Raw genomic sequence first — 25,497 nt, forward strand, 5'->3', positions numbered from 1 at the left:
GGGCCTACTGGTCGTCGATCTCCGCTGCTGTGGTGGCCACTGTGGTCCCGTCCTCGAACCTCCGCTTTCCGAGGACGTTGTTCGGGTCGACGACGGCGACCTTCTTGCCGTTCTCCCGGATCCGGCGCAGCCCTTCCTTCACCATGCGACGTCCGACCGGGTTGCTCTCGGTGACCCGTCGGGCGTCGATGATCACCCGTGGTGTGGTGATGTCCTGGTTCTCCGCGGCTGTCAGGAATTCCTCGGCACCGGAGAAGTCGAGGCCACCCTGCAGACGGAACACCGTGGTCCTGCCGCGGGTCCGGATGCCACGCACCGAACTACCCTTACGGGTCACCGCGGACATCAGGTGCAGCCCCATGTCCTCGGACAACGCCCGGAAGATCTTCGCGCCCCGGACACTGTTCCCCGATTCGTCGAGGCGCGGTGAGAAGGTCGCGATCCCCAACTGTCCGGGCAGGGTTCCCATCAGACCGCCCGCGACCCCGGACTTCGCCGGAATACCTACGCTGGCCATCCATCTCCCCGCTCCGTCGTACATCCCCGCCGACGCCATCACCGCCTGCACCTGCCGGCACACCAACGGTTTCAGGATCCGTTCACCGGTGAAAGGTTGAATCCCGCCGAGTGCGAGAGTCGCCCCCATCACCGCCAGGTCCTTGACGGTGACCCGGATCGCACACTGCCGGGTGTAGCTGGCCACGGCATCCTCCGCGGAATCCACGATGACGTCGTAACTGCGCAGCATGTGGGCCAGTGCCAGGTTGCGGTCGGCGGTACCGGTCTCGGACTCCGTGACATTCTCGTCCACGGTGAGTTGACGCCCCGCCAGCCGGGAGAAGTAGTCCACGATCACCTCAACCCGGTCGTCGACCGACGAGTCCTCCCCGTTGATGAGCTGATTGACCGCGATGGCTCCCGCATTGATCATCGGGTTGACCGGGCGGTGGGTCCTGCCGTCGAGGGAGAGCTCGTTGAAGGCCTCGCCGGACGGCTCCATGCCCACCGTCTCGATCACCTTCTCCACCCCGCAGTCCTGCAGTGCTGCGGCGTAGGCGAAGGGCTTGGAGATCGACTGCATGGTGAACTCGCGCTCATCGTCACCGACGCTGTAGATCCATCCCTGGTTGGTGCACATGGCCAACGCCAGCGGTGTGGGGTCCGCCTTCGCGAGCTCAGGGATATAGTCCGCTACCGCCCCGTCATCGTCGTCTCGGACTTGGTCAAGAATGTCATTGAGATAGTCTTCGACGAGAGAATCCATGGGGCCCGAGACTAACAGAATCCGGCGCCGATATACTTCCCCCCATGACACCCCACTCCGTTCCGCGACCGGGCAGATCCGCCCGTAAGGTCGGCTCGGTCCTGGGGGCCCTGATGATCTCGGCGTCCCTGGCGGCCTGCGTCACCAACGAGGAGTCCGGTAATCCCGACGGTTGGGTCGACACCCTACCCGATCCCGTTCCTGCCCTCCAGGAACTGCTCCCCCAGGAGTACCGCGACTCCGGACACATCTCGGCCTCGACCAACCCGACATTCCCGCCCAACCAGTTCAAGGATCCTTCCGGGAACATCATCGGCTTCGAGGTGGATCTGGTCCGCGCCGCCGGTGCCGTCCTGGGGGTGGACGTCGGTTTCCAACAGCAGGACTTCAACCTGATCCTGCCGTCGATCAACGCCGGCACCGTGGACATCGGCACGTCCGGGTTCTCCGACACCGAGGAGCGCCGGCAGTCCTATGATTTCGTGGACTTCTACACGTCGGGCATTTCCTGGGCGACGACGCCGGGCAAGACGGTTGACCCGTCCGATGCCTGCGGTCTCACCGTGGCGGTTCAGAAGGGGACCTACTCCGACACCGACGATGTGCAGGTCAAGTCCGATCAGTGTGTCGCCGCCGGTCGCCCGGCAATCAACAAGCTGGTCTACGACTCCGCCAATGCCGCGGCAAACGCCACGGCATTAAAGCGTGCCGACGCGATGAGTTCCGACTCCGCGGTCACCGACTACGCCATCCAGTTGTCCGACGGGAAACTGGTCCCTGCGGGGGGCGCCTTCGACACCACGCCTTTCGGTTGGGCGTTCGCCAAGAACTCCGACCTCATCCCCGCATTCGCGGCAGCGCTGGAGTTTCTGATCACCTCCGGCCAGTACGAGGAGATCCTCGAGCCGTGGGGCCTGACCGACGGCGCCGTGGACGCCGTGACCGTCAACACGCAGGACTATCCCCTCCCTGCCGCAGCATCCGCCGACGAAGGAGCGACTTCATGAGCGACCACCCCCGGGCGCAGCAACGTACCCGCCCGACCGACAACGACGTCGTCCCTCTGCGCCACCCCGGCCGGGTCATCGCATCGGTGATCCTGCTGATCCTGGTCGCCCTCTTCGTGTGGGACGCGGCACACAACGACGCCTACGGCTGGGGAACCTACGCCTCCTACCTCTTCGACACGCGCATCGCGGAAGCGGCGCTGCACACACTCGCGCTCACCGTCCTGGCCATGATCGTCGGTGTGGTGCTGGGAGCGGTCCTGGCGGTCCTGCGGATGTCACCCAACCCGGTGACCAGCGGCATCGCCTGGCTCTACCTCTGGATCTTCCGTGGCACCCCGGTGTATGTGCAGCTGGTGTTCTGGGGTCTTCTGGGCGCGATCTACCAGACGGTGAACCTCGGATTCACCGAGGTCTCACTGGAGTCGGTGCTCTCCAATTTCTTCTGGCTCGCCGTGATCGGCCTGGGCCTGAATGAATCTGCCTACATGGCGGAGATCGTCCGCGCCGGCATCCAGGCCGTCCCTGAAGGACAGTCCGAGGCGTCGAAGGCGCTGGGCATGACGTGGTGGCAGAACATGCGGCGCACCGTGCTCCCCCAGGCCATGCGGATCATCATCCCCCCGACCGGCAACGAGCTGATCAGTCTCCTGAAGACCACCTCACTGGTGATCGCCCTGCCCTACGCCGGTGAGCTCTACGGACGGTCCATGGACATCGCCTACGCCATGTTCGAACCGGTCCCGATGCTGCTCGTCGCCGCGACCTGGTACCTGGTGATTACCTCGATCCTGATGGTCGGCCAGCACTACCTGGAGCGCTTCTACTCCCGTGGGTCCTCCCGGGCGCTGACCAGCCGGCAGCTTGCCGCACTCACCGACGCAGAGGGGTTGCCCCCGCTGAACATCACCGTGGAGGACCCCGGCAACCCACGCACCGGTGCTGCGCCGACCGACAGTGGACACGACAGCGGAAACAACAAGGAGAACGGTCGATGAGCCCCCAGCCCGCCACCCCGATGATCGCCGTCAAGGACGTGTGGAAACGCTACGGACGACTTGACGTCCTCAAGGGCATCGACCTGGAGGTTCCCGCCGGCGGGGTCACCTGCCTCATCGGCCCCTCCGGTTCCGGAAAGTCCACGCTGCTGCGGTGTGTCAACCACCTGGAGAGCATCGACGCAGGACGCATCGAGGTCAACGGGGACCTCATCGGATACCAGGAGCGCAACGGTCGTCTCCACCAGATCTCCGAGCGTGAGGCCTCCCGCCAACGCGCCGACATCGGCATGGTCTTCCAGCAGTTCAACCTGTTCACCCACCGCACCGTGCTCGCCAACATCATCGAGGCCCCGGTGAAGGTCAAGGGGATCCCGAAGGCGGAGGCAGAGGCCACCGCCCGTGAGCTGCTGTCGATGGTCGGCCTGGCGGACAAGGCTGATGCATGGCCCGTCCAGCTGTCCGGCGGCCAGCAGCAGCGGGTGGCGATCGCCCGCGCCCTGGCCATGAAACCCAAGCTGATGCTCTTCGACGAGCCGACCTCCGCCCTGGACCCGGAACTCGTCGGCGAGGTCCTCAACGTGATGCGGCGTCTCGCGGACGACGGTATGACCATGCTGGTGGTGACCCACGAGATGGGTTTCGCCCGGGAGGTGGCGGACGAGGTGGCCTTCATGGACGGCGGACGCATTGTCGAGCACGGCCCGGCCCGTCAGGTGATCACCGATCCCCGACAGGAGCGCACCCGGTCCTTCCTGTCGAGCATCCTCGACTGACAGGTGTCCGGGGACGTCGCCCTCAGGGGCGGATGTCGACGTGCCACGGCACCCGTGGGGTGCCGGGGTCGTCGAGGACCTGCTGGAACAGCTGTTCGGCAGGCTGCTTGTCCCGGGTGACCAGAACATCGGACAACCGGGCGGTCAGTGCACTGATACTGCCGTCATGCCTGGTCACGTCCACCGTGATGGTCGCAGGCTCCGGGGCCTGTCCGGCGTTCTCTGCGTCGTCGGCGAATCCGTAGTCACGCCACACCTCCTCGAGACTGCTGTCGGCCGCAGTTCCGGTCGACACCTCCAGGTCGGCGGTGAGAACCTCGGCGTTGAGGTCCAGCAGGTGGCGGACATCGTCGACGATGCTGTCGCGCTGGTCGGCGGTGGAAAGGATCTTGAACACGATCTGAGGCATGGGCACCAGTAAAGCACTGACTCGCTCCCACGGCCAGGGTCCGAGCGACTACTGTTGGGTAACTGTGATCGGCCACTCCTCCATCTCCCCAGCACCGGTGCCCCCGCTGACGACACTGCCGGACGGCACCATCAAACAAGTCAACCCGTTCTCCGGGACGGAAGTGTGGACCGTGCCCAGTCGCGGTCACCGTCCCGTCCGGGAACGTCCCGAGGACGTCTTCGACATCACCGACGACAACCGTGACAACCAGACCGATTTCGGGATCGCCGATCTGCTCAGAACCACTCCTGAGAAGGCCCGGATGGTCATCGACGACAACGGTGACCCCCGCATCCTGCGCGGCCTCACCGTCTCCGACCTCTCCGAGACTGATCCGCTGTTCCGACGCGTCGCGAACCTCTACGAGATCCTGACCTACGACTACTGGCTGGTGAACTACGGGCACCGGATGGACGCCACCGCGGCCCGTCACATGGCCGAGTACCTCTCCGAGCCGGAGGGACGGGAGCACGTCGAACGTCTCCTACGTATCCGGATGGAAGCCGCCGGGCGTCCCGCCGACGAGATCGAGGCACTGTTCACCGGGGACAGGGCCGTCCAGAGTGTCAATGAACTCGGGGGGCCGTTGTTCGGCGGCGGTCATGACATCATCCTCGCCCGCGACCACTACGTCCCCGGTGCCACCCGGAGTGACCAGCTGCTCAGCTCCGGTGAGATGAGCTGGTCGGACCACCGGCTCTACATCGCCTTCACCGTCGACGCGATGGACCGGCTCTACCGGGCGAACCCGTACGTCCGCTACGTCGCGGCCTTCCAGAACTGGCTGGAGCCCGCCGGTGCGTCGATCGAGCACCTGCACAAGCAACTCGTGGCCATCGACGAGCACGGTCTGCAGAATGAGACGGAGATCGCCCAGGTCCGGGCGAACCCGAACATGTACAACCAGTGGGCGGTGGACTACGCCGGGCACCACAACCTCATCGTCGCCGAGAACGACCACGCCGTCGCATTCGCAGGATTCGGTCACCGGTGGCCCACACTCGAGGTCTTCTCCCGCTCCGGCACCACCGAGCCCTGGCTGATCAGCGGTGAGGAACGCGACGCAATGGCCGACCTCGTCCATGCCTGCCATGTGGCCGCCGGACCGCACATGCCGTCCAACGAGGAGTGGCTGCACCGGCCTCTGGACGTCGACGTCCCGATGCCGTGGCGCATCATGATCAAGTGGCGTGACTCCACCATGGCCGGGTTCGAGGGAGGGACGAAGATCTTCATCAACACCCTCAGCCCGGCGGGTCTGAAGGCCAAGGTCCTCGCGCGCCTCGAGGACGCCCGTGACCAGGGTCGACTGGCACCAGGCATCCGGCTCGGCGACGAGATCGACTTCCAACGCAACTCCCTGCGGTACAACCCGGCGGTCCGGTAGCTAGAATTGTCCCCCATGAGTAGCAGCGGGATCGCGGAGTTCATCGACAACCACGGTGTCGACCTGTCCTGGGCAGGCGACTTCTACACCTGGATGCATCAGCATCCTGAACTCAGTGAACACGAGGAGCAGACGGCCGCGCACATCCTGCAGCGCCTGGAGTCACTCGGAGCCGAGGTGACCTCGGGTATCGGGGGACACGGGATCACTGCGGTGTGGCGCAACGGCGACGGCCCGACCGTGCTCTACCGGGCCGACTTCGATGCACTGCCGGTGACCGAGGACACCGGTGCCCCCTATGCCTCCCAGAACCCGGGCGTGATGCACGCCTGCGGGCACGACGTGCACACCACCGCCCTGATGAGTCTGTGCGAGATCATGGACGCCCGGCAGGACGCCTGGTCCGGCACGTTCATCGCCCTGTTCCAGCCGGCGGAGGAGGTGACCCGCGGGGCGACCTCCATGATCGAGGACGGGCTGGCTCAGCGGATCCCCGCCCCAGACGTCTGTCTCGGGCAGCATGTGATGCCAGGACCGGTCGGGACGGTCTTCTCCGCCGCCGGCCCGGTCATGGCCGCCTGCGACACCATCACGGTGACGCTGCACGGGGTCTCGTCACATGCCTCAGCACCCCACAACTCGATCGACCCGACGTTCCTCGCCGCCATGATCGTGGTCCGACTCCAGGGCATCGTGGGCCGTGAGGTCGCCGCGGACGACTTCGCGGTGGTCTCGGTGGGGACGCTCACCGCCGGCCACACGAACAACACCATCCCCGACACCGCGACCCTCGTGCTCAACTGCCGTTTCTACGACACCGGGGTGCGGGACCGCACCTATGCGGCCATCGAGCGGGTGATCCAGGCTGAGTGCACGGCATCCGGGACACCACAGCCCGCCGATATCGTCTACTCGGCCCGCGGGGAGCTCACCGACAACGACAGCACCGTGCACGAGACCGTCCGCCCGGTCTTCGACGCCGTGTTCGGCGACCGGTCACAGGACGCGTCGCGGTGGACAGCGTCAGAGGACTTCTCCGAGATTCCGCGGCACTTCGGGGTCCCCTACGAATTCTGGCTGACCGGGTGCACCGACCGGGACGAGTGGGCTGCCGCGGTGACCGCTGACCGGGTGGCACAGGACATCCCCGGGAACCACTCGCCGCACTTCCTGCCCGCGGCCGGCACCGTGGGTGCCGCGACGCGGTCCGCCGTCGCCGGAGTGCTGGCCTACCTCTGGCGCTCCTGACCCCGCCCCGGGGCGGGCCAGTCAGGCCGTCGGGACCGCCGGACGCCCCAGGAAATCGTCCATGGCAGACCAGTCCCGCCGTGCCTGCTCCGTCCCCCGGTGCAGCGAGTCACGCAGGACGTCGACCTTGCGCTCCGTGGAGCTCACCGGCGCCTCGTCCTCCGGGAAGTGGAGGAACGCCCGCCCGGCCCGCTCCAGCGCGTACAGGCGGTCCATCGTGGCGTTGTAGCGGATGTGGCGGGTGACGAGGGCCTCCGCCACCGCCGGGTACCGGCGCAGCAGGGTGCGCCACACCTTCGTCTTGCCCATCGGTGGTTTCACATAGCCCCGTGGGTGGGTCAGGACGGCGAAGAACTGGTCGTACCCGTCCGCGAGCGCGGCCTCCAGAGGAATGCCACCCGACGGGCCCAGCGCGCCGTCGACATAGGGTACCCCGTCGATGCGGGGCACGGGCATCGCGAAAGGGATCGTCGAGGACGCCCTGACCCGGTCCATCAGTTCCGCACCGGAGGTGATGTCCTCACGCCCCCAGTAGACCGGGTCGCCGTTGTCGGCCCGGGTGGCGCAGATACGGAACTCCGTGTCCCCGTCGAGGACCTGCCGGGCATCGTACGGACGAGGAAGGTCAAGGGTAGGCGCCTGACCGTAGATGTATTCCGCGTTGAAGTAGCCCTTCCCCCGCAGCAGCCACGTCCAGCCACCGAAGTGCGGGTCCGTCGCGAAGTCGACGAAACTGTGGCGCAGTCGGTCCCGTTCACCACTGAGGTAGCTGACCAGGTGTGACGCACCGGCCGACACTCCCCCGACCCAACCGAACCGGACGTCGTGTTCCATGAGGACATCCATGGTTCCGGCGCTGTAGGAGGCCCGCATGCCCCCACCCTCCAGCAGCAGTGCGGTGTCGCGTGCGTCGATCATCTGCGGTCAGGCCTCCTTCGCCTCTGTCAGCTACGTCAATTCCGGGATGTACCGCCCCTAGGCGGTGTCCTCCCCGAGAAGGTGCACGTGGATCATGTTGGTGTTTCCCTCGGTGCCGGGGGGCGAGCCTGCCACGATGACGACCGCGTCCTCGCGGGTGAAGCCGGCCTGTCCCAGCAGGATCGAGTCCACCTCCTGCATGATCTCGTCGGTGGTGGACACCTCATTGGTCAGGTAGGACTCCGCGCCCCAGGTCAGGGCGAGCTGATTGCGGACCTCCTGGGACGGGGTGAACACCAGCAGCGGCAGGTCTGAGCGTAGACGTGCGACACGGCGGGCGGTGTCACCGGAGGCGGTGAAGGCGATCAGGGCACGGGCGTTGAGCCGCTCGCCGATGTCCTTGGCGGCGAAGCTGATCACACCGCGCTTGGTGCGCGGAACGTGGGACAGCGGAGGAACCTCACCGTCGATCTCGGCGGCGGTGACGATCCGGGACATGGTCTTGACCGTGTCCACCGGGTACTTGCCGACGGAGGTCTCGCCGGAGAGCATGACGGCGTCGGCACCGTCGAGCACCGCATTGGCCACGTCGGATGCTTCGGCGCGGGTGGGGCGGGAGTTCTCGATCATCGAGTCCAGCATCTGGGTGGCGACAATCACCGGCTTGGCGTTCTCGCGGGCGATCTGGACCGCCCGCTTCTGCACCAGGGGCACCTCTTCCAGCGGGACCTCGACACCGAGGTCACCGCGGGCGACCATGATGGCGTCGAAGGCGAGGATGATCGGCTCGAGAGCGTCGACGGCCTCCGGCTTCTCGAGTTTCGCGATGACGGGCACGCGCCGACCCACCTCATCCATGATCTCGTGGACGAGCTCGACGTCCGCCGGTGAGCGGACGAAAGACAGTGCGATGACGTCGGCACCCATGGTCAGGGCGAAACGCAGGTCTGCGATGTCCTTCTCCGAGAGCGCGGGAACGGAGATGTTCATCCCCGGCAGGGACACACCCTTGTTGTTGGAGACGGGGCCGCCTTCGACGACCTCGCACACGACGTCGTTCCCCTCGACGGACTTGCAGACGAGCCCGACCTTCCCGTCGTCGACGAGCAGCCGGTCGCCGGGACGGGCGTCCCTGGCGAGCTGCTTGTAGGTCGTCGACACGCGGTCGTGGGTGCCGGACACGTCGTCGACGGTGATCCGGATCTCCTCGCCGGTCTCCCAGTAGGTCTTCTCCTCGGCGAAACGGCCGAGCCGGATCTTGGGGCCCTGCAGGTCGGCGAGCACACCGACCGAGCGGCCGGTCTCCTCCGCGGCCTGGCGGACCCACTCATAGTTCTGCTGGTGATCCGCGTGCTCACCGTGCGAAAAGTTCAGCCGGGCGACATTCATCCCCGCCAGAACGAGTTCACGGATTTTGTCCGCGGAGGCCACTGCCGGGCCCAGGGTGCATACGATCTTGGTGCGTCTACTCACCTGTCCGAGGATAACCCCGTCCCCCGGTGCCCGCTACTGCAGGGTCGGCTCCTCGTCCGTCCCTGCGTCCGTCTCAGCGGCGGGTCCGGCGACGTACTCGGGGGTTTCCCGAGTCCGTGAGCGCGTCACGACGAACAGGACGACGGCACCGATGAACACCACGGCGGACACCACGCTGTTGATCCGGATGTCACCGAAGACGGTCGTCGCAGCGTCGGTGCGGATCAGTTCGATGAAGAAGCGGCCGAAGGTGTAGCCGGCCACGTACAGCATGAACACCCGTCCCCCGCCGAGCCGGAACCGACGGTCGGCGACGACCAGCAGCACCACGACCAGCAGGCTCCACAGCAGTTCGTAGAGGAACGTGGGCTGCACGGTGGCCAGGACGAACCCGTCCGAGACACCGTTCATCTGGTCGATGTTGCCGTTCTCGTCGACCCGGCGGTAGATCTCCAGCGCCCACGGCGCGTCAGACTCCCCGCCGTACAGCTCCTGGTTGAACCAGTTGCCCAGACGCCCGATGGCCTGGGCAAGCAGGATCGGCGGGGCCACGGCGTCGGCGAAGGGCGCCAGCGGCACCTTCTTGTAGGCCAGGATGGCCCACACCGCGAGCCCGCCGCCGAGTACCGCGCCCCAGATGCCTAGACCGCCGTTGGTGATCTTGAAGGCGTCGACCCAGTTCCGCCCCTCACCGAAGTAGAGGTGGTGGTCGGTGATGACGTGGTAGATCCGGCCACCGATGATGCCTGCGGGCACGGCGGCGATCGCACTGTCGATCACGGTCTCCGCACGTCCTCCCCGCGCGACGTAGCGACGCACGGTCCAGTACACCGCGACGACGATGCCGAGCAGGATGCACAGGGCGTAGGCACGGACCGCCACCGGTCCGAGGTGCCACACACCCTGCGGAGGCGACGGGATGGCGGCGAGGATGTCGGTGGTCACCGGCGGACCCCCTCGTAGAGGTCCGAGGCCAGTGTCTCCAGGGCCGCCGTTCCTGACGCCGCCGCTGAGATCAGGGCGGACCCGACGATGACCCCGTCGGCGTACTCGGCGATTGCGGCGGCGTGGTCCCCGGTCTTCACCCCGAGGCCGACGGCGACGGGCAGGTCCGTGGCGGCGCGGGTCCGGGCCACAAGATCCCGGGCGTCGGCGGAGACGTCGTCCTGTGCACCGGTGACACCCATGTGCGACTGCGCGTAGATGAATCCACCACCGGCCTTGACGGTGAGGTCCAGGCGTTCGGGTGTGGTGGACGGTGCGACGAGGTAGACGTTGTCGAGTCCGTTGGTCCTGCACGCGTCATTCCACCGCGCCGACTCCTCGGGCAGAAGGTCCGGGATGATCGACCCGAGTCCACCGGCGGCGGCCAGCTCCTCGGCGAACCTCTCCGGGCCGTACTGCAGGATCGGGTTCCAGTAGCTCATGATGACGGCGTCACCACCGGCGTCGGTGATGGCACGGACCACGGTGAAGGTGTCCTTCACCCGGAAACCGGCGTCGAGTGCGGTCGTCGCCGCCTCCTGAATCGTCGGGCCGTCCATCATCGGGTCGGTGAACGGGATCCCGACCTCGATGAGGTCGGCGTAGCGGGACAACGTGGTCACCAGCTCCACGGATGCCTCGGCCGTCGGGTAGCCCGCGGGGAGATAGCCGACGAGTGCCGCCCGGCCCTCGTCCCTGGCTCCGGAGAAGATGTCGGACAGTCTGCTCATCGGTTGTTCTCCTCGTCCAGTGCCTCACCCTGTTCCTCGTCCGACTGCTCGGGGTGCATGCCGAACCAGGTCGCGGCGGTGTCGACGTCCTTGTCACCGCGACCGGAGACGTTGACGATGAACAGTGGGCGCTCCCTGTGCTCCGTGGTCCGGGTCCCGTCGGCGTACTGTGCACCGACCTTCACCGCCAGTGCGACGGCATGGGCGGACTCGATCGCCGGGATGATGCCCTCGGTACGGGTCAGCAGACGGAAAGCCTCCATGGCCTCGGTGTCCGTGACAGGCAGGTACTCGGCCCTCCCCTGGGTGGCCAGGAAGGAATGCTCGGGGCCTACCCCGGGGTAGTCCAGTCCCGCGGAGATGGAGTGCGACTCGGTGATCTGGCCGTCCTCGTTCTGCATCAGTGCGGCGAAGGCCCCCTGGAAGACTCCTTCCGACCCCACGGTGATCGGTGCGGCGTGCCGGCCCGTCTCGACACCGTCGCCGCCGGCTTCAGCTCCGATGAGCTCAACCCCCTCGTCGTCGATGAAGGGGTGGAACAGCCCGATGGCATTCGATCCGCCTCCGACGCAGGCCATGACCGCGTCCGGCAGGCGTCCCGCCCCGGCGAGGATCTGCGCACGGGCCTCCACACCGATGATGCGCTGCAGGTCGCGCACCATCTCGGGGAACGGGTGGGGTCCGGCGGCGGTGCCGAAGCAGTAGTAGGTGTCATCGGCGTGGGACACCCAGTAGCGCATCGCCTCGTTGATGGCGTCCTTCAGCGTCGCTGACCCCACCGTCACCTCGATGACCTCGGCGCCGAGGAGCCGCATCCGGGCGATGTTGAGGGCCTGGCGCCGGGCGTCCACCTGACCCATGTAGATCCGGCAGTCCAGGCCGAGCAGCGCGCAGGCGGTGGCGGTGGCCACACCATGCTGGCCGGCACCGGTTTCGGCGATGACGTTCGCCTTGCCCATGCGCTTGGCCAGCAGAACCTGACCGAGGACGTTGTTGATCTTGTGCGACCCGGTGTGGTTCAGGTCCTCCCGCTTGAACCACACGTCGGCACCGACGGCGTCGGAGAACCGGGCGCCGTAGTACAACGGCGACGGACGTCCCGTGTAGGTGCGGTGCAGGTCGTCGAGCTCGTCGAGGTACTCCTGGTCCGCACGCGCCTTAGCCCAGGAGTCCTGGATCTCCTCGATGACGGCCATCAGTGCTTCAGGAATGTACCGTCCGCCGTAGTTTCCCCAGTGACCGTTGTCGTCCGCGTCGTGCGCCGTCGGCACGGCGAGGACCTCCCCCGCAGTGGGCAGGTTGAGCGTGTTCTTGAAGTCACTCTTGTCGTTCCCGGATGGTGTACTCACACCCAGGAACTGTACCTTACGTGCCCCCGGCTACTTCGGGTCCGGTCGGAACGCGGGGTGCTGTCCGGCGGCGACGAGGGCGCGGCACGCCTGTCCCGGGTTGGCGGCGGTCACCAGTCCTTCACCGACCAGGATCGCATCGGCCCCGGCGGTGGCGTAGGCCTGCATGTCGGTGGTGTTGCGCACCCCGGATTCGGCGATCTTGATGACGGAGTCCGGCAGCTGGGGAACGATCCTGCTGAACACCCCGGGATCAACCTCGAGGGTCTTCAGGTTACGGGCGTTGACACCGATCACCGAGGCGCCCGCGGCGAGCGCACGCTCGGCCTCCTCCTCGGAGTGGACCTCCACCAGCGCGGTCATCCCCAGCGACTCGGTGCGGTCCAGCAGGGCGGCGAGCCGGTCCTGTTCCAGTGCCGCGACGATGAGCAGGACGACGTCGGCACCGTGGGCCCGGGCCTCGTGCACCTGGTACGGGTTGACGGTGAAGTCCTTGCGCAGCAGCGGGACGTCGACCGAGGCCCTGACCTTGTCGAAGTCGGCCAGTGAACCGCGGAACCGGCGCTCTTCGGTGAGACAGCTGATCACCGCTGCACCGTTGGCGGCGTAGGCGCTGGCCAGAATCTCGGGCTCGGGGATGTCGGCGAGATGTCCCTTCGACGGGCTGGCCCTCTTGACCTCGGCGATCACGCTCACGTCGGAGCCACCCAGTGCCGCGCGGGCGTCGAGGGCGGGCGGCATGTCCCGGGACATCGCCTTGATCTCGGCGAACGGGACCGCGGACTCGCGCCGCGCGGTGTCCTCGAGCACCCCGGCGATGATCTCGTCGAGTACGGTTGCCATCTTTCCTCCCGGCAGGTCAGGTCTCTAAACGAACTTCCATGCTATCCCCGCGCACGCGTGACGGTGACATCGGGGTGATGTGGCCGTCACACCCGGCGGTCACCGTCGCCTGGGTCACGGTCAGTGGGGTCCACCCCGGCGTCGAGGGCGTCCCACAGGACGCGCCCGGAACCGGGGTTGTCGTCCAGGTCCTTCTCCACGCCCTCGCGGCGGGCCTCCGGCGTCTCGTACTTGCTGTGCCCTGACCGGGCCGCACCCGGTTTCATGGCCAGCAGCACACCGCCGACGACGCCCAGGGCGGCCGCAGCCAGGAACAGGACGACCGGGGCGGTGTGCACGTGTCCGTCCAGGACGACAGCCCATTCCGAGATCTGCACGGGGTCGGACTCACGCTGTGTCCCCGCACCGCTGACCAGCAGGGACTGCGCCCTCCCCAGGTCCGGTTCCCCGGAGAGCAGCATCACGGCGGCGACGCCGGCGACAGCGGCGAGCAGGGCGGAGATCCCACCCAGGATGCGCCGTGCCAGGGGTTGCAGGGCCATCGACAGGATCATCGCGGCGAGCATCGCCAGAGCCAGTGGAGTTCCAGCGGCGTCCCACACAGACCCGATGATGGTCTTGACCGACTCACCGCTCTTGTCGTCCTCGACGGTCACGGTCAGCCAGGTCATCTGCCCGGCGCCCCAGAGTCCTGCGGCGCTGAGGACCGTCAGCAGGAGCGCGAGGCTTCGCCCACCGAGACGTTTCACTGGTCGACCTCCATGTCGGCCCCGGTGGTGGCCACGTCGACCATCGTCTCCGCTGCGGCGACGGCACGGAGCACAGCCAGGGCCTTGTTCCTGGTTTCCTCGTCCTCGGCATCAGGGTCGGAATCGGCGACGATGCCGCCACCGGCCTGCACGTACACCGTCCCGTCCTTGTACAGGCCGGTACGGATGGCGATCGCCTGGTCGGCGTTCCCGGAGAAGTCGAAGTAGCCCACGGTCCCACCGTAGACACCTCGGCGTGTGTCCTCCAGTTCATCGATGATCATCAGGGCCGACGGCTTGGGGGCGCCGGAGAGGGTGCCGGCCGGGAAGGTGCCGACGAAGGCGTCGAGCGCGGTCCTGCCCTCGGCGAGGCGACCGCTGACCCCGGAGACCAGGTGCATGATGGCGCTGTAGCGTTCCACGTGGCGGAAGTCGTGGACCTCCACCGTGCCCGGTGCACAGACCCGGCCGACGTCGTTACGACCCAGGTCAACCAGCATCAGGTGCTCCGAGTTCTCCTTCTCGTCGTTGACGAGCTCCTTCTCCATGAGCTCGTCCTCCTCGAAGGTCGCGCCCCGGGGACGGGACCCGGCGATGGGGAAGGTGGTCACCCTGCCGTCGGAGACCTGGACCAGCGACTCCGGCGAGGATCCGATGATCTGGAACGCCGTCTCGGTGAAGGAGTCGTCCGGGACGTTGAGCAGGAACATGTACGGGCTGGGGTTGGACACCCGCAGCATGCGGTAGATGTCCAGCCCCGGCACGTCGGTGTCGAGTTCGAACCGCTGCGACAGGACGATCTGGAAGGCGTCACCGGCCCGGATGTGTTCCTTGCAGGTCTCGATACGGGCCTTGTGGTCCTCCAGGGCACGCTGGCGGCGCGGCTGCGGGGCCGGTGTCGAGAACGTCGCCGAGGGCAGGTGGGCGCCCGAGGCCAGGCGGCGTTCCATCTCGTCGACCCGGGCCACGGCGTCGGCGTAGGCGCCCTCCACCCGGTCGTCGGAGCCGTCCCAGTTCACCGCGTTGGCGATGAGCCAGACCGTGCCCTCGTGGTGGTCCATGACAGCGAGGGTGTCGGCGAGCAACTGCACCATGTCGGGGACCTGCAGGTCGTCGGTGCAGGTGTCGGGGATGTCCTCGATGTAGCGGATCACGTCGTGGCCCATGTAGCCGACCAGGCCGGACGTCAGCGTGGGTAGACCGGGCATCGGGTCGGTGTGCAGCAGCTCCAGGCTCTCACGGATCACGGCGAGCGGGTCGGTACCTTCCGGTACACCGGCCGGCGGAGTGCCGATCCAGCGGACGTCGCCGTTCTTCGCCGTCAGCGCGCACCGCGCGCCGGTACCGATGAAGGAATGACGTGACCAGGACTGCCCCGGTGCCGCCGACTCGAAGAGGAACGTCCCGGGACGGTCCCCGGCAAGTTTGGTGTACGCACTCAGCGCGCTCTCCCCGTCGGCGAGGATCTTACGTGCGACCGGGACGACGCGGTTGCGTGCGGCCAGGCGCCGGAATGTGTCGAAACTCGTGGTCTGGTAGGGGTCGGCGGAGTCGACTCTGTCATTCTGGTCAGTCATCAACTGGTCTTTCAGGCTGGAGCAGCCGGTCGGCGTCGAAGCAGGTGTGGTCCCCGGTGTGGCATGCACCGCCGGTCTGGTCGACGGTCAGCAGGACGGTGTCGCCGTCGCAGTCGAGACGCACCTCGTGGACGTACTGGGTGTGCCCGGAGGTTTCCCCCTTGACCCAGTACTCGTTCCGGGACCGCGACCAGTAGGTCGCTCTGCGGGTGGCGAGGGTGTGCGCCAGGGCGTGGTCGTCCATCCAGGCGAGCATCAGGACGTCTCCGGTCGCCTTCTCCTGCACCACGGCGGCCACCAGCCCCGCGTCGTTGGGTGCGAGACGGGCCGCGACAGCAGGGTCGAGGTCGACGCGGCGGATGTCGTCGTCGGTGGTCACCGCGCTCATCGCCGGACCTCGATCCCCTGCTCCGCCATCGCGTCCTTGACCTCGGTGATGGCGATGTCACCGAAGTGGAAGACGGAGGCCGCGAGCACCGCGTCCGCCCCTGCCTCCACGGCGGGCGGGAAGTCACCGACCGAGCCCGCACCACCCGAGGCGATGACCGGGATACTCACGGCCTGACGCACCAGCGAGAGCAGGTCGAGGTCGAAGCCGTCGCGTGTACCGTCGGCGTCCATGGAATTCAGCAGGATCTCACCCACCCCGAGTTCCTGGCCATGCACGGCCCATTCGACCGCGTCGATACCGGCGGACCGGGAGCCGCCGTGGGTGGTCACCTCGAAACCGCTGGGTTGGGGCGCCCCGCCCTCGGGGACGCGACGGGCGTCGACGGACAGGACGATGCACTGGGCCCCGAAGCGGGCGGAGAGTTCCCGGAGCAGTTCCGGGCGGTGGATGGCCGAGGTGTTCACCGAGACCTTGTCGGCCCCGGCACGCAGGAGCTGGTCCACGTCCTCCTCGGAGCGGACTCCGCCACCGACGGTCAGCGGGATGAACACCTGGTCTGCGGTCCGACGTACCACGTCGAGCATCGTGCCACGTCCCGCCTTCGACGCCGAGACGTCGAGGAAGGTCAGTTCGTCGGCACCTTCGGCGTCGTAGCGTGCGGCGAGTTCGACGGGGTCGCCGGCGTCCCTGAGGTTCAGGAAGTTCACGCCCTTGACCACACGTCCGTCGTCGACGTCGAGACACGGGATGACCCGTACTGCAACACTCATCGGTCAGTCACCTTATTCCTCCCCGGTCCATGATCTCCTGGGCGTTTCGTGCGGCGGTGCCGATCGGCACCGAACGGATGTGGTCCAGCAGGATCGAATGGACCTCGGGTTCGCCGGCCACCAGGCCGGACACGCCGGGACGCCACGGGTCACCGTTGAAGTCGGTGACCACTCCCCCGGCCTCACGCACAAGCAGCATGCCGGCGGCGTTGTCCCAGAGATTCGGGCTGAAGGTGACGGTGCCGCCGAAGATCCCGGCGGCGGTGAAGGCCAGGTCGATCCCGCAGGAACCGGTGACGCGCATGCGCGGGTACGTCCGGCCGATGGCGTTGAGCATGTCCTGACGGTACGAGATCGGGAGGTTACCGCGCCGTTGGGACAGGATCGAGCCGAAGCTGATCTGCGTCACCCCGGGGTCGGACGGCAGCATCGGACGCGCAGGGTGCCCGTCGACGTAGAGTCCGTGGCCTTTGCGTGCGGTGATGCGCTGGCCCAGCAGAGGCATCTCGGTGACCGCGACAACCGCCTCTCCCCTGTGGACCAGGGAGACCAGGATGCAGCAGAACGGGTTACCCACGGCATAGTTCGCGGTACCGTCGATCGGGTCGACGACCCAGCAGGTCTCCGGGAGTTCGTCGAGACCGGGGTTCTTGTCGGCGTCTGCGCGGTCGAGGGTGTCGGCGTCGGTGGCCCGTGGCCCGGGTTCCGACCGGTCGCGACGCGGCCCGTCGAGGTCATCGGCCTTGTCGTCGTTGGGGTTGATCTCGACCGGTTCGCCGGGGCGTACCACCCCGTACTCCTCGCCGTGGACGGGCAGACCGGTGTAGCTGGTCAACAGGTGCCGTAGCTGGCGTTCCACACTGAGATCGGCCTCGGTGGCGAAGTCACCGGGGCTCTTCATCACGGAGGGCTCGGCACCGACGGCGGCGGAGAACGTCGTCTCCGCTTCATCGACGGCGGCCTCGGCGACGGCCAGCAGCGCCCGGGTGTCGATCTCGTCACTCACCGGGCACCGCCTGTGTCTCCCCGCGGGCCGCCACCAGTGCCTCTTCCAGGGTGAACTTCCCCGCGTAGAGTGCTTTGCCGACGATGGCGGAGTCCACACCCTCGTCCACGACACCGGCAAGGGCCCGGAGGTCGTCCAGGCTGGAGATTCCGCCGGACGCCACCACCGGCGCGGAGGTCGCCGCCGCGACGTCGCGCAGCAGGTCGATGTTCGGGCCGTTGAGCATGCCGTCACGGGAGACGTCGGTGACCACGAAACGGGAGCAGCCCTGCGCGTCGAGCCGTTCGAGGACCTCCCACAGGTCGCCGCCGTCGGAGACCCACCCGCGTCCCCGCAGGCGCCACTCACCGTCGACCTGCCGGGTGTCCAGACCGATGGCGACGCGGTCGCCGTGCTCGGCGATGATCTTCTCGCACCAGTCCGGGTCCTCCAGTGCGGCGGTGCCGATGTTCACGCGACGGCACCCTGTGGACAGGGCACGCTCCAGCGAGGCGTCGTCCCGGATGCCCCCGGAGAGTTCGACGTTCACGTCCAGCCTGCCGATGACCTCGTTGAGCAGGTCGAAGTTGCTGCCCTTACCGAACGCCGCGTCCAGGTCGACGAGATGCACCCATTCCGCGCCTGCGTTCTGCCAGGCCAGGGCGGCGTCGAGTGGGGCGCCGTAGCTGGTCTCGGTGCCTGCGGCTCCCTGGACGAGGCGGACCGCCTGACCATCGGCGACATCAACGGCGGGCAGCAGAGTAAGAGTCATGTGAAATATCCTATCGCGTGATTCGAGGCGGGTCGTTCTAGAGCGTGGCGAGCCAGTTCCGGAGCAGCCGGGCGCCGGCCTCCCCGGACTTCTCCGGGTGGAACTGGGTCGCCCACAGCGGTCCGTTCTCGACGGCGGCGACGAACCGGCAGTCCTCGTGGGTGGCCCAGGTCACCGTCGGTGCCACGGTGTGGCCGTCGGTCTCGAGTTCCCAGGACCGGACACCGTAGGAGTGGACGAAGTAGTACCGCTCGTCTGCGGCTGCACCTGCAAACATCCGGGAGTCCTGCGGGGCGTCGACGGTGTTCCAGCCCATGTGGGGCAGGACGGACGCCTCCAGGCGCGCCACGGTGCCGGGCCATTCGCCGCAGCCGTCGGTACCGACCCCGTCGGTGCCTTCGACACCGCGGTCGAAGAGGACCTGCATCCCCACACAGATGCCGAGCACGGGGCGTCCCCCGGCGAGCCGCTCCCCGATCATCCGCGGCCCGTGGACGGCGCGGAGTCCGGTCATGCACGCGGCGAAGTTACCGACACCGGGGACCAGCAGACCGTCGGCGCCCAGGACGGTGTCCGGGTCGGCCGTGACGGTGACGTCCGCTCCGGCGTGCTCCAGCGCACGCTGCGCCGAACGCAGGTTGCCGGAGCCGTAGTCCAGGAGCGCGACCGTCGGGGATGCTTTTTCCACCATGGTCAGTGATCCTACAAGGCGATGTATCTCACAGGCTGCTCCGGGTACACAAGCGGGGAGACTGTGCCTGTGCTGCCTCTACGGTTCGCTGCCCGGGCGTAGGCTCCGCAGCCGGGTACGGACATTGTGGTGGTCAGCCACCCGGTTGCGGCCCAGGATCCTGTCGCCGGCGAGGGTGACGGTCCCGAGGCCGACGAGCCCCGCACCGACCACGAATGCGCCACCGTAACCGCTGGTGGTCGCGGCGACACCCAGCACGGAAGAACCCGTGCCGGTGCCGGAGTCGAAGCCGATGTTCCACATCGCGGATGCCTCCGAGACCCGTTCCTTGGGCATGCGGGAGAACATCATCAGCAGGGTCTCGGACTGGATCGCACCGAATCCGAGCCCGAAGACCGCCGCCGCACACAGCGCACCGGTGATCAGGACGGTGCCGGTCGGTGCCGTGAAGATGAGCGTCGACATGGCGAGCATCCCGCCGACGGCGAACAACGACGCCCAGACAACCAGACGTCCCGGCTCCCCGACCCGGTCGGCCCACCAGCCGGAGACGGTCCGGCCCAGGATCTGGCCACCGCCGATGACCGCCAGTGTCACCCCGGCCAGGGTCGCCGCGGCAGAGGCGTCGATCTCACTGACGGCGGGGGCGGTGAAGGTGGAGAAGGCGCCGAAGCCCATCGCACCGGTGCACAGTCCGACGATAGGGACGAGGACGAGCTTCCACAGCGGCGCACGGGCCTGCGTCCGATGCTGTGCCTGCCCGGTGTCCTTCTTCACCCTGGCGGCCTGCAGGGCGGGGATGCCGAGTGCGCCGGCACCACCGATCACACCGCAGCCCACGGCGACGAGGAACACCAGGTCGCCTGCGTGGGTGTAGAGCGGCAGCCCGATGGTGAAGCCGATGATCTCCCCGACACCGATCGATGCGCCGAAGAAGGCGTTCGCCCGGCCGAGCTGATGGGCCGGGACGAGTTCAGCGAGCAGTGCGGACTGGGCCACCGTGACCGCGCCGAATCCGATGCCCCGGATCGCCGAGACCACCAGCACCAGCCACGATCCACCGTCGATAAGGTAGAACACGGAGGGCACTCCGAGCAGTACCGCCCCGGAGACCATCACCGGGACGTACCCCCACCGGCGCAGCAGCCGGGGGACGAAGATCTGTGTGCCCACCGTCGCCGCCATGAAGACACCGGTGGACAGGCCTGCCAGGGAGTCGCCGTAGCCGGCGTCGAGCATCGCCACCGGGATGACCGGCAGCAGCAGCGACCAGCCGAGGAAGGCGCAGAACACGCTCAGCAGCATCAGGGGAACGCCCCTGACAGAGAGAACGGTCACAGGGTCCCCTTCGTCGACGGCACCCCCGTCACCCGCGGGTCCGGTTCCACCGCGGCGCGCAGGGCGCGGGCGACGGCCTTGTACTCAGCCTCGGTGATGTGGTGCGGGTCTCGGCCGTAGAGGCAGCGGACGTGCAGGGCGATCCGCGCGTTGAAGGCGAGGGTCTCGAAGAAGTGCTCGTTGATCACGGTGGCGTAGTGTCCGCCGATCACGGTGGTGAGCATGGTCTCCGGCTCGCCGGTGCCCACGAAGTACGGTCGTCCGGAGACATCCACCACTGCCTGGGCGAGGGTCTCGTCCATGGGGATGAAGGAGTCCGCGAAACGGCGGATGCCGGTCTTGTCCCCGAGTGCGTCGTTGATGGCCTGGCCCAGCACGATGGCGGTGTCTTCGACGGTGTGGTGCGCGTCGACGTCGATGTCACCGTCGGCGTGCACGGTCAGGTCGAAGCAGCCGTGGGAGCCGAAGGCGGTGAGCATGTGGTCGAAGAAGGGAAGGCCGGTGGCGATGTCGGTGTCCCCGGTCCCGTCGAGGTTGATCTCGACGGTGATCGAGGATTCCTTCGTGGTGCGTTCGATGCGGCTGGTTCTCACGTGTGTTCTCCGATGATCGTTGCGGCGGCGGTGAGGAAGGCGTCGTTCTCCTGCGGGAGCCCGACCGTCATCCTCAGGTGGCCGGGGACACCGACGTCACGGATGAGAACGTCGCTGTCGAGGAAGCGCCGCCAGATGTCGTGGGCGTCGCCGGGGACGGCGAAGAAGATGAAGTTGGACTCGCTCGGCACCACACCGTAGCCGAGTTCCTCCAGGGCCGCGACCACCCGGTCACGTTCGCCACGCAGTGCATCGACGGTGGCCAGCGTCTCGTCGCTGTGGCGCAGCGCGACCGTCGCCGCCGCCTGCGACAGCGTCGAGAGGTGGTACGGCAGTCGCACGAGCATGACTGCATCGATGAAGGCCGGGTCGGCGATGAAGTACCCGAGCCGTCCCCCGGCGAAGTCGAAGGCCTTGGACATCGTCCGGGACACCACCAGTGTCGCGGGGTACTCGGCGATCAGTTCGGTGGCACTGGGTTCGGCCGAGAACTCGGCGTAGGCCTCGTCGATGATCACGATGCACCCTGCCGCACGCCCGGCACCGAGGATCCGTCGCAGATCAGCCACGGAGGTCACCCCACCGGTGGGGTTGTTGGGGGTGGTGACGAAGACGATGTCGGGCTTCTTCTGACCGATGGCCCGCACGGCGGCGTCGACGTCGATACCGAAGTTCTCGCCCGTGCGTGCCATCTCGATGAACTCGGTCTGCGTCCCGGCGGCGAGGATCGGGTGCATCGAGTAGCTCGGCGTGAATCCGAGGACGCTGCGCCCGGGCCCGCCGAACGCCTGCAGCAGCTGCTGCAGGATCTCGTTGGAGCCGTTGGCGGCCCAGACGTTCTCCACGCCGACCTGCACACCGGTCTGACGGCTCACATAGGACGCCAGCTCCCCGCGAAGTTCCACGCTGTCACGTTCCGGGTAGCGGTTCAGGGTCGAGGCCAGGCGCGTCACTTCCGCCACGAGGTCCTCGACGAGGCCGGCGCTCGGCGGGTAGGGGTTTTCATTGGTGTTGAGCTGGTTGGTCACGGTGAGCTGCGGGGCACCGTAGGCGGTCTTTCCACGCAGCTCGGGGCGCAGCGGCAGGTCCGCCACGGTGATCTGGTCGGTCATCATCGCTCCTGGGTCTCGAATCGTGCGCGGACGGCTTCACCGTGGGCGGGCAGCTGCTCCGCGTCCGCGAGGGCGGTCACGGTGTCGGCGACCTCCTTGAGCGCCTCTCGGTCGTAGGAGATGACGTCGACGTGCTTGAGGAAGGTGTGGGTGGACAGTCCCGAGGAGTGCCGGGCGGTGCCGGACGTGGGAAGGACGTGGTTGGATCCGGCGGCGTAGTCGCCCAGCGGCACCGGCGCGTAGTGGCCGACGAAGACGGCTCCGGCGTTGGTGATCCGGGCGGCGACCGCCGCAGAGTCCTCGGTCTGCACCTCAAGGTGCTCGGCAGCGTAGGCGTCGGCGACCCGGACCGCTTCGTCGAGGCTGTCGGTGAGGATGATGCCGGACTGTTCCCCGGTCAGCGCCTCTGCCACGCGCGCGGCGTTGAGGGTGACCTTGTAGCGCGCCTCGATTTCCCGGTCGACGGCGTCGGCGAACTCCGGTGAATCGGTGATCAGCACCGAGGCGGCCATCACATCGTGCTCGGCCTGGCTGATCAGGTCGTAGGCCACGGCCACCGGGTCAGCGGAGTCGTCGGCGAGCACGGCGATCTCGGTGGGGCCGGCCTCGGAGTCGATGCCGACGACCGACCGGCACAACCGCTTGGCCGCGGTGACGAAGATATTGCCCGGTCCGGTGATCATGTCGACCGGCTCCAGGTCGGCGTCACCGTAGGCCATCAGGGCAACGGCCTGCCCGCCGCCGACGGCCCAGACCTCGTCGACACCGAGCAGGGAACACGCCGCGAGGATGGTGGGGTGGGGCCAGCCGCCGAAATCCGCCTGGGGTGGCGAGGACACCACCAGGCTCCCGACGCCGGCCTCCTGGGCGGGGACGACGTTCATGATCACCGACGAGGGGTACACCGCGTTGCCGCCCGGGACGTACAGGCCCACGCGGTTGACCGGGATCCACCGTTCGGAGACGACGCCACCGGGTGCGACCTCCACCGAGGCGTCCTGCGGCTTCTGCGACCCGTGGAACGCCCGGACGCGCCGGATGGCCTCCCGCAGCGCGTCGGTGACGGCGGGGTCCAGGTCGCGCAGCGCCGCGGCGATGACCTCCGCGGGCACCTGGACCGAGGACGGGCGCACGTGGTCGAACTTCTCGCCGTACTCCAGCGCAGCCTCGGCGCCACGTGCGCGGACGTCCTCCACGACCGGTGTCACCGCCGGAAGAACATGGTCGATGTCGGTGCCGCCACGCGGCAGGATTCGACGTAGTTCGGCGGTGGAGGGGGTCTGGCCCCTCAGGTCCAGGCGCGAGAGCATGGCGTGGGATCGTCTCCAGGGTCGGTGAACGGGTAACGTGTTGTGATTCTAGCCCGTTACCACAGTGAAGAAAGGACGGAGGGTCACCAGTGGCATCGCAGCCATCGCTCGTCGACCTGCTGCAGGCGTCCGTCGCCGCAACGTCCGTCGGAGACCACGCCACAAGTTGGCGTCTCACCAGTCAGTTCGGCACCCTGTACTGGTTGTCGGACCCGGACACCGATCTCCCGGCGGACTCCCCCGCACATCTGCGGACCGAATTCCACGTCCTGCGCGCGGCGGTGTCCGACCGCCTCGAACTCCACGAGGAGGCAGCTGAGGCGGTGTTCGAGTGGCGCCACCTCGCCAGGGACAACGACGACCATGCCTCGGCGGCCCTCGCCAACTCGGCACTGTGCCTGGTGGCCATGGTCGTGGAGTCCGACGGCGTCGACCTCGCGGCGCTGCCGCCCGCAGCCCGTCTGCTCGAGGACCTGCAGGGCGCGATCATGTCGTTCCGCCCCACCCCGGAAGGCCCCACGGTGGCCGCCGATCCGACGATCACGGGTGACAGTCTGCCCCGGCACCAGGCCACCTGCCTGTCGCTCGCGGCGATGGGTGGCTTGACGTGTGCCACATCGCTGGCCACCCCCGAGACGGCGCCGCTACGGCCGGTGTTCCGGGCGCTGGCGGACAGGTTCACCGTCGGCACCGTCTCCCCCGGGGACCGGGAACTGACCCGTGCCCAGCAACTGCACGCCGACGGGGAGATCGATGCGGCGGTCGCGGTCGCCACCGCAATGCTGGCGTCGGAGGCTCCAACCACGCGGTACGAGGCGCACGACCTGCTGGGATATTTCGCGCTCACCGCAGATGACAATGACAGCGTGCTGGAGCACTGGCGTCAGTGCGCGGAGATCGCCCTGGAGCTCGGGGCGCCCCTGGAGGGGATGCACCGGGCGGAGCAGGCGTGCCAGCTGCTCAACGCCGAGGGGGACTACGCTGCAGCCTACGACCTGGCCGTCCGCGTCGACGAGGCGGCCACCGGAGCACCCGTCTCCCCCGCTGTGCTGAACCTGCGTGCGGTCCGGGCCCGCGCCGCGATCGGGCTCGGCAACCTGGACGAGGGACTGTCCCTGGCCGTGGCGACGGCAGACTGGTCGATGTTCACTCCCGACAGTGAACGCACGTTGGCGTGCCTGACGATGGCGTGTGTCGCGGCGTCCTCCTCCGGACAGCATGTGGTGACCGCCGGGCTGCTGGAACGCAGTTGCGCGCTCTACCGTGACCTGGACCGGCCCCTGGCGGCGGCCCAGGCGTTGCGTACCGGTGCGAGGGAGCACCTCAATGTCGGCGACACCTCCCGTGCCGTCGAACTGATGGAACGCTCACGCCGGATCCTGGAGGAGGCGGACGACGATCCGATGTTCTCCTGGCACCTGGGTGACTGGAACGAAGACATGTCGGCGATCTGGGAGGAGGCGGGGCGTGAGGACCTCGCCCTGGAGTACGCCACCCGCGCAGCCCACTCGTTCACCGAGGCCCGGGACCACAGCAGTGCGGCGATGAACTGGGTTGCGGCGGCGTCGCTGTACCTGGAGCGTGGCGAGGACTCCTCCTGTGACGTGGCCCTGGACCGGGCTCACGGTGAGCTGCTGCTCGCCCCCGAGGAGATGGGGCTTGCCGAGGGGGCCGACGGTAGCGAAGGTACAGACGCCGCCGGAGTGTCCGACGGCGACCTCGGCGGTTCCGTCTGGCAGGCATACCGCGAACTGCGTGACCTGCGGGGGCAGTGACCGCC

Annotated in this window: 25 protein-coding genes; 6 read left to right on the forward strand and 19 right to left on the reverse strand. The window is 67.8% G+C overall.

Features of this window, described 5'->3' with window-relative positions; translation table 11 throughout:
- Nucleotides 1–4: 4 nt before the first annotated feature.
- Nucleotides 5–1,264: a glutaminase gene (locus FS507_RS12985; RefSeq protein ID WP_145943208.1), complete on the reverse strand. Its 1,260-nt coding sequence runs from the start codon at nucleotides 1,262–1,264 to the stop codon at nucleotides 5–7.
- Nucleotides 1,265–1,308: 44 nt separating this feature from the next.
- Here FS507_RS12985 and FS507_RS12990 point away from each other — a divergent pair, with 44 nt between their 5' ends.
- From FS507_RS12990 to ehuA, 3 genes are read left to right on the forward strand one after another with little or no spacing between them, the layout of a single operon-like run.
- Nucleotides 1,309–2,271: an ABC transporter substrate-binding protein gene (locus FS507_RS12990; RefSeq protein WP_145943209.1), complete on the forward strand. Its 963-nt coding sequence runs from the start codon at nucleotides 1,309–1,311 to the stop codon at nucleotides 2,269–2,271.
- Nucleotides 2,268–3,269 (forward strand): amino acid ABC transporter permease, encoded by a 1,002-nt coding sequence (locus FS507_RS12995; RefSeq protein WP_145943210.1) that lies wholly within the window; start codon nucleotides 2,268–2,270, stop codon nucleotides 3,267–3,269. Before FS507_RS12990 ends, FS507_RS12995 begins: the two co-directional genes overlap by 4 nt.
- Entirely contained in the window at nucleotides 3,266–4,045 is a 780-nt protein-coding gene (gene ehuA, locus FS507_RS13000) for an ectoine/hydroxyectoine ABC transporter ATP-binding protein EhuA (protein WP_312978094.1), read from the forward strand. The genes FS507_RS12995 and ehuA overlap by 4 nt, the downstream gene beginning before the upstream one ends.
- A 22-nt stretch (nucleotides 4,046–4,067) precedes the next feature.
- On the opposite strand, the gene FS507_RS13005 is transcribed toward ehuA, so the two are convergent.
- Nucleotides 4,068–4,454 (reverse strand): hypothetical protein, encoded by a 387-nt coding sequence (locus tag FS507_RS13005; RefSeq protein ID WP_145943211.1) that lies wholly within the window; start codon nucleotides 4,452–4,454, stop codon nucleotides 4,068–4,070.
- A 64-nt stretch (nucleotides 4,455–4,518) separates the two neighbouring features.
- On the opposite strand from FS507_RS13005, the gene FS507_RS13010 reads away from it, so the two are divergent.
- Nucleotides 4,519–5,883, forward strand: coding sequence for a DUF4921 family protein (locus FS507_RS13010; protein WP_145943270.1), 1,365 nt, complete (start codon nucleotides 4,519–4,521; stop codon nucleotides 5,881–5,883).
- 15 nt (nucleotides 5,884–5,898) lie between these two features.
- The gene (locus tag FS507_RS13015) at nucleotides 5,899–7,131 is read left to right on the forward strand and encodes an amidohydrolase (RefSeq protein ID WP_145943212.1); all 1,233 of its coding nucleotides are present in this window, start codon (nucleotides 5,899–5,901) and stop codon (nucleotides 7,129–7,131) included.
- 21 nt (nucleotides 7,132–7,152) lie between these two features.
- Here the strand turns inward: FS507_RS13015 and FS507_RS13020 are convergent, their stop codons facing one another.
- From FS507_RS13020 to hisD, 17 genes are all read right to left on the reverse strand, one after another.
- Nucleotides 7,153–8,049, reverse strand: a complete 897-nt coding sequence (locus FS507_RS13020; protein ID WP_186314686.1) for a patatin-like phospholipase family protein — start codon at nucleotides 8,047–8,049, stop codon at nucleotides 7,153–7,155.
- Between the two features lie 57 nt (nucleotides 8,050–8,106).
- Complete coding sequence (gene pyk, locus FS507_RS13025) at nucleotides 8,107–9,522, reverse strand: pyruvate kinase (protein ID WP_145943213.1); 1,416 nt, start codon at nucleotides 9,520–9,522, stop codon at nucleotides 8,107–8,109.
- 33 nt (nucleotides 9,523–9,555) lie between these two features.
- The gene (lgt, locus tag FS507_RS13030) at nucleotides 9,556–10,467 is read right to left on the reverse strand and encodes a prolipoprotein diacylglyceryl transferase (protein WP_145943214.1); all 912 of its coding nucleotides are present in this window, start codon (nucleotides 10,465–10,467) and stop codon (nucleotides 9,556–9,558) included.
- Entirely contained in the window at nucleotides 10,464–11,237 is a 774-nt protein-coding gene (trpA, locus tag FS507_RS13035) for a tryptophan synthase subunit alpha (RefSeq protein ID WP_145943215.1), read from the reverse strand. Before trpA ends, lgt begins: the two co-directional genes overlap by 4 nt.
- Entirely contained in the window at nucleotides 11,234–12,586 is a 1,353-nt protein-coding gene (gene trpB, locus FS507_RS13040) for a tryptophan synthase subunit beta (RefSeq protein WP_186314687.1), read from the reverse strand. Before trpB ends, trpA begins: the two co-directional genes overlap by 4 nt.
- 30 nt (nucleotides 12,587–12,616) lie before the next feature.
- Nucleotides 12,617–13,429 (reverse strand): indole-3-glycerol phosphate synthase TrpC, encoded by an 813-nt coding sequence (gene trpC / locus FS507_RS13045; protein ID WP_145943216.1) that lies wholly within the window; start codon nucleotides 13,427–13,429, stop codon nucleotides 12,617–12,619.
- Nucleotides 13,430–13,515: 86 nt separating this feature from the next.
- Entirely contained in the window at nucleotides 13,516–14,178 is a 663-nt protein-coding gene (locus FS507_RS13050) for a TIGR02234 family membrane protein (protein WP_145943217.1), read from the reverse strand.
- Nucleotides 14,175–15,755 carry an anthranilate synthase component I gene (locus FS507_RS13055; protein ID WP_145943218.1) on the reverse strand — a complete coding sequence of 527 codons (1,581 nt, stop codon included), beginning with the start codon at nucleotides 15,753–15,755 and terminating at the stop codon, nucleotides 14,175–14,177. Before FS507_RS13055 ends, FS507_RS13050 begins: the two co-directional genes overlap by 4 nt.
- Complete coding sequence (gene hisI, locus FS507_RS13060; RefSeq protein ID WP_145943219.1) at nucleotides 15,748–16,143, reverse strand: phosphoribosyl-AMP cyclohydrolase; 396 nt, start codon at nucleotides 16,141–16,143, stop codon at nucleotides 15,748–15,750. Before hisI ends, FS507_RS13055 begins: the two co-directional genes overlap by 8 nt.
- On the reverse strand, nucleotides 16,140–16,916 hold the full coding sequence (hisF, locus tag FS507_RS13065) for an imidazole glycerol phosphate synthase subunit HisF (protein ID WP_145943220.1): 777 nt from the start codon (nucleotides 16,914–16,916) through the stop codon (nucleotides 16,140–16,142). The genes hisI and hisF overlap by 4 nt, the downstream gene beginning before the upstream one ends.
- Nucleotides 16,917–16,923: 7 nt before the next feature.
- Nucleotides 16,924–17,922 carry an inositol monophosphatase family protein gene (locus FS507_RS13070; protein ID WP_145943221.1) on the reverse strand — a complete coding sequence of 333 codons (999 nt, stop codon included), beginning with the start codon at nucleotides 17,920–17,922 and terminating at the stop codon, nucleotides 16,924–16,926.
- The gene (gene priA, locus FS507_RS13075) at nucleotides 17,915–18,673 is read right to left on the reverse strand and encodes a bifunctional 1-(5-phosphoribosyl)-5-((5-phosphoribosylamino)methylideneamino)imidazole-4-carboxamide isomerase/phosphoribosylanthranilate isomerase PriA (protein WP_145943222.1); all 759 of its coding nucleotides are present in this window, start codon (nucleotides 18,671–18,673) and stop codon (nucleotides 17,915–17,917) included. The genes FS507_RS13070 and priA overlap by 8 nt, the downstream gene beginning before the upstream one ends.
- A 37-nt stretch (nucleotides 18,674–18,710) precedes the next feature.
- Nucleotides 18,711–19,364 carry an imidazole glycerol phosphate synthase subunit HisH gene (gene hisH / locus FS507_RS13080; RefSeq protein ID WP_145943223.1) on the reverse strand — a complete coding sequence of 218 codons (654 nt, stop codon included), beginning with the start codon at nucleotides 19,362–19,364 and terminating at the stop codon, nucleotides 18,711–18,713.
- 78 nt (nucleotides 19,365–19,442) lie between these two features.
- Nucleotides 19,443–20,702 carry an MFS transporter gene (locus tag FS507_RS13085; RefSeq protein WP_260853443.1) on the reverse strand — a complete coding sequence of 420 codons (1,260 nt, stop codon included), beginning with the start codon at nucleotides 20,700–20,702 and terminating at the stop codon, nucleotides 19,443–19,445.
- Nucleotides 20,699–21,295 carry an imidazoleglycerol-phosphate dehydratase HisB gene (gene hisB / locus FS507_RS13090; RefSeq protein WP_145943224.1) on the reverse strand — a complete coding sequence of 199 codons (597 nt, stop codon included), beginning with the start codon at nucleotides 21,293–21,295 and terminating at the stop codon, nucleotides 20,699–20,701. The genes FS507_RS13085 and hisB overlap by 4 nt, the downstream gene beginning before the upstream one ends.
- A complete protein-coding gene (locus tag FS507_RS13095; RefSeq protein WP_145943225.1) occupies nucleotides 21,292–22,407 on the reverse strand; it encodes a histidinol-phosphate transaminase in 1,116 nt (371 codons plus the stop codon). The genes hisB and FS507_RS13095 overlap by 4 nt, the downstream gene beginning before the upstream one ends.
- Nucleotides 22,407–23,717 carry a histidinol dehydrogenase gene (gene hisD, locus FS507_RS13100; protein ID WP_145943226.1) on the reverse strand — a complete coding sequence of 437 codons (1,311 nt, stop codon included), beginning with the start codon at nucleotides 23,715–23,717 and terminating at the stop codon, nucleotides 22,407–22,409. Before hisD ends, FS507_RS13095 begins: the two co-directional genes overlap by 1 nt.
- 89 nt (nucleotides 23,718–23,806) lie before the next feature.
- On the opposite strand from hisD, the gene FS507_RS13105 reads away from it, so the two are divergent.
- Complete coding sequence (locus FS507_RS13105) at nucleotides 23,807–25,492, forward strand: hypothetical protein (RefSeq protein WP_145943227.1); 1,686 nt, start codon at nucleotides 23,807–23,809, stop codon at nucleotides 25,490–25,492.
- Nucleotides 25,493–25,497 lie beyond the last annotated feature (5 nt).

This window comes from Corynebacterium glyciniphilum AJ 3170 (assembly GCF_007673095.1).
Taxonomy (GTDB): domain Bacteria; phylum Actinomycetota; class Actinomycetes; order Mycobacteriales; family Mycobacteriaceae; genus Corynebacterium.

What these genes read in the sequence shown, in the direction of transcription:
- FS507_RS12985 (WP_145943208.1), bottom strand. Translation starts at nt 1,264, where the DNA reads ATGGATTCTCTCGTCGAAGACTATCTCAATGACATTCTTGACCAAGTC.
- hisH (WP_145943223.1), bottom strand. Translation starts at nt 19,364, where the DNA reads ATGGTGGAAAAAGCATCCCCGACGGTCGCGCTCCTGGACTACGGCTCC.
- trpC (WP_145943216.1), bottom strand. Translation starts at nt 13,429, where the DNA reads ATGGCAACCGTACTCGACGAGATCATCGCCGGGGTGCTCGAGGACACC.
- hisI (WP_145943219.1), bottom strand. Translation starts at nt 16,143, where the DNA reads ATGAGCGCGGTGACCACCGACGACGACATCCGCCGCGTCGACCTCGAC.
- priA (WP_145943222.1), bottom strand. Translation starts at nt 18,673, where the DNA reads ATGACTCTTACTCTGCTGCCCGCCGTTGATGTCGCCGATGGTCAGGCG.
- ehuA (WP_312978094.1), top strand. Translation starts at nt 3,266, where the DNA reads ATGAGCCCCCAGCCCGCCACCCCGATGATCGCCGTCAAGGACGTGTGG.
- FS507_RS12995 (WP_145943210.1), top strand. Translation starts at nt 2,268, where the DNA reads ATGAGCGACCACCCCCGGGCGCAGCAACGTACCCGCCCGACCGACAAC.
- FS507_RS13015 (WP_145943212.1), top strand. Translation starts at nt 5,899, where the DNA reads ATGAGTAGCAGCGGGATCGCGGAGTTCATCGACAACCACGGTGTCGAC.
- FS507_RS13095 (WP_145943225.1), bottom strand. Translation starts at nt 22,407, where the DNA reads ATGACCGACCAGATCACCGTGGCGGACCTGCCGCTGCGCCCCGAGCTG.
- hisF (WP_145943220.1), bottom strand. Translation starts at nt 16,916, where the DNA reads ATGAGTGTTGCAGTACGGGTCATCCCGTGTCTCGACGTCGACGACGGA.
- FS507_RS12990 (WP_145943209.1), top strand. Translation starts at nt 1,309, where the DNA reads ATGACACCCCACTCCGTTCCGCGACCGGGCAGATCCGCCCGTAAGGTC.
- FS507_RS13020 (WP_186314686.1), bottom strand. Translation starts at nt 8,049, where the DNA reads ATGATCGACGCACGCGACACCGCACTGCTGCTGGAGGGTGGGGGCATG.
- hisD (WP_145943226.1), bottom strand. Translation starts at nt 23,717, where the DNA reads ATGCTCTCGCGCCTGGACCTGAGGGGCCAGACCCCCTCCACCGCCGAA.
- FS507_RS13055 (WP_145943218.1), bottom strand. Translation starts at nt 15,755, where the DNA reads ATGACTGACCAGAATGACAGAGTCGACTCCGCCGACCCCTACCAGACC.
- trpA (WP_145943215.1), bottom strand. Translation starts at nt 11,237, where the DNA reads ATGAGCAGACTGTCCGACATCTTCTCCGGAGCCAGGGACGAGGGCCGG.
- FS507_RS13005 (WP_145943211.1), bottom strand. Translation starts at nt 4,454, where the DNA reads ATGCCTCAGATCGTGTTCAAGATCCTTTCCACCGCCGACCAGCGCGAC.